Annotated in this window: 3 protein-coding genes and 1 pseudogene; 2 read left to right on the forward strand and 2 right to left on the reverse strand. The window is 69.8% G+C overall.

Annotated features, from left to right (window positions below):
- Positions 1 to 632: TerD family protein (locus GA0115259_RS23845; RefSeq protein ID WP_176732632.1), on the forward strand; the 632-nt coding region annotated here is incomplete at its 5' end.
- A gap of 122 nt (positions 633 to 754) precedes the next feature.
- On the opposite strand, the gene GA0115259_RS23850 is transcribed toward GA0115259_RS23845, so the two are convergent.
- Together GA0115259_RS23850 and GA0115259_RS23855 are read right to left on the reverse strand one after the other, a co-directional pair.
- Positions 755 to 982, reverse strand: coding sequence for a hypothetical protein (locus GA0115259_RS23850; RefSeq protein ID WP_078490871.1), 228 nt, complete (start codon positions 980 to 982; stop codon positions 755 to 757).
- 206 nt (positions 983 to 1188) lie between these two features.
- Entirely contained in the window at positions 1189 to 2607 is a 1419-nt protein-coding gene (locus GA0115259_RS23855) for an alkaline phosphatase PhoX (protein ID WP_093600841.1), read from the reverse strand.
- A gap of 103 nt (positions 2608 to 2710) precedes the next feature.
- On the opposite strand from GA0115259_RS23855, the pseudogene GA0115259_RS42115 reads away from it, so the two are divergent.
- A pseudogene (locus GA0115259_RS42115) lies at positions 2711 to 2855 on the forward strand (3-oxoacyl-ACP reductase); the annotation flags it as partial.

Raw genomic sequence — 2855 nt, forward strand, 5'->3', positions numbered from 1 at the left:
CGCCGCCCGCCCAGGCCGCGCCGCCGGGACCGCCCGCCGCCGCGCCCGGCAGCGGCAAGATCAATCTGGACAAGGGCCGCGTCAGCCTCCAGAAGAACCAGACGGTGTCGCTGGTCAAGGGCGGCCAGCCGCTGCTCAGCCAGGTCAAGATGGGCCTCGGCTGGGAGCCCGCGTACCGCGGCAAGGACATCGATCTCGATGCCTCGGTGATCGCCTACGGTCCGAACCGCAACCATCTCGACAGCTGCTACTTCGGCAAGCTCTCCATCCTCAATGGCGCGATCAAGCACTCCGGTGACAATCTCACCGGAGAGGGCGCGGGCGACGACGAGGTGATCGTGGTCGATCTCGGCCGGCTGCCCGCCGACGCGACGGGACTGGTCTTCACCGTCAATTCCTTCTCGGGCCAGAAGTTCACCGAGGTCGCCAAGGCGTACTGCCGGCTGATCGACGCGGCCACCGGCGAGGAGCTGGTCCGCTTCGATCTCACGACGGCCGAGCCGCAGACGGGCGTGATGATGGCCAAGCTGATCAAGCAGTTCTCCGGCGAGTGGGAGATGACGGGCCTCGGGGAGTTCGTGAAGTCCCGCACGGTCCGCGGCATGGTCAAGCCCGCCGCGAAGGTCCTCTGAGCATCGGGGAGGCAGGCAGCCGGGCATCGGCGGGACTGGCGTCCTCCGGACATGCCTACGGGCCGCCACGGGGTCCCGTCAGGACCCGCGGCGGCCCGGGGGCGCGGCGTACAGGCTCCGCCTCAGAGCTTGGTCAGCTTGGCGAAGGGGCTCAGGATCCTCCCCTGTCGCCCCGAGAAATCGATGAGCACGGCGTGTTCGCCCTCGACTCCGATGACTCTGCCCAGTCCGAACTGGTCATGTGAGACACGGTCTCCCACATCGAACTGCTCGGGCGGAGGTGAGGCCGGGGCCTGGCGGTTGAAGGGACTGGACGGCAGGTGGCGCCGGGATCCGGCTGACTTGGTCATTACTTGGAAGTATGCGCCCAAGGAGCCCCGGCGCGCCATGCCCGACAGCCGACGGACCACCGGATCACTCCTTCCGGGAGCCCGCCGAAACCTTGCCAGGACCGGACCGGGAGCCCGCCGGGACCGTTCCGAAACGCCTCCGGAAAGCCGTACGGGCCGCCGTACGGACCGGCTCCAGCAGGCCGTATACGCGGGTCGGTAGCGGGTCAGTGCCGGGGCGAGCGGCGCCAGGGACCGGTGATGGCGAGCATGATGCCCGGCTCCTGGATATTGGCGAACAGCGTGCGGCCGTCGGGCGAGAACACGACGCCCGTGAACTCGCTGTCGTTGAGGTCGTTGCGGGCGATCGGATAGGTGCGTCCGCGCTCCGTCGCACCGAAAAGATGCTGGATGCCCTCGCCGTCCTCGGCGATGACCAGCCCGCCGTACGGTGAGACGGTGATGTTGTCCGGGCCGTCGAAGGCGCCGTCCTCGCCGGGCTCGGCGTTGACGCCCAGCAGCACCTTGAGCGTCAGCGTTCGGCGCCTCGGGTGGTAGAACCACACCTGGCCGTCGTGCGGCCTGCCGGGGCTCTCGTCGCGGGCGTACGAGGAAACGATGTACGCCCCGCCGTCCGCCCACCACATCCCTTCGAGCTTTCTGGAGCGGGTGACGTCCTCGCCGTCGAACTGCTCGCGTACGTCGACGGTCCTGGCGTCCCGGTCGGGCACGTCCACCCAGTCCACGCCGTAGACGGTGCCGAGCTTCGCGGCGCGCGAGAGGTCGTCCACGAACCGGCCGCCGGCATCGAAGCACCGAGGCGCCTGGAGGACGCCCGCGTCGTCGGCGAGCCGGCGGAGCTGGCCGCGGCCGTGCTTGAAGCCGTGCGGCGGGACCCAGCGGTAGAAGAGGCCGTTCGGTTCCGAGGCGTCCTCGGTCAGATAGGCGTAGCCGGTACGCGGATCGATGACGACCGCTTCGTGGTCGTAGCGGCCGAAGGCCTTGATGGGCTCGGGATTCCGGTTGGCGCGGCGGTCGTAGGGATCGACCTCGAAGACATAGCCGTGGTCCTTGGTCATTCCGTTCTGTCCCGCCCGGTCGGAGTTCTCCTCGCAGGTGAGCCAGGTGCCCCAGGGAGTGCGTCCGCCGGCGCAGTTGTTGGCCGTACCGGAGATACCGACCCACTCGGCGGTACGGCCGTCGCGGTGCGTCTCCACGACGGTGCAGCCACCGGGCGCGGCCGGATCGTAGACCAGCCCTTCGGTGAGCGGCACCGGATACTCCGCCTCGTCCCTCGGCCCGTCCAGCTCATGGTTGTTGACGAGCAGCGTGACTCCGCGCGGGCCCTCGAAGGTGGCCGTGCCGTCATGATTGGAGGGTGTGTACTCGCCGGTCTCCAGCTTGGTGACTCCGCTGTGCGTGATCACCTCGTACGAGAATCCGGCCGGCAGCGCGAGCATTCCGCGCGGGTCGGGACGCAGCGGTCCGTAGCCCGGCTCCAGCGCGGGACCGCTGGCCACCTCGGGCACGTCCTCGGCGGCGAGGGCGCCGGGTGCGGTGGCGAGCGCGCCGGCGGCGCCGGTCAGGGCGAAGCCCGCCCCGGTGAGTGCGGATCTTCCGGTGAATTCCCTGCGGGTCAATGACATCGCGGTCTCCTGAAGGGCACAAAGGGGAGGGATACGCTCCCGACGCTCCCGCCCATGGCTGAACGCCGGTTGAACACCGGCCGACATCGAAAGGCCCGCTTCCATGAACCTGCCAACCACAGGCCGCCGTGTCCTGGTCAGCGGCGCGTCCCGAGGTCTCGGCCGCGCCGTCGCCCGAGCCTTCGCCGCCAACGGCGACCGGGTCGCCGTCCACTACGGCAGCCGAGCCGCCGACGCCCCGCCGGCCT

This window comes from Streptomyces sp. MnatMP-M17 (assembly GCF_900091995.1).
Lineage (GTDB): Bacteria > Actinomycetota > Actinomycetes > Streptomycetales > Streptomycetaceae > Streptomyces.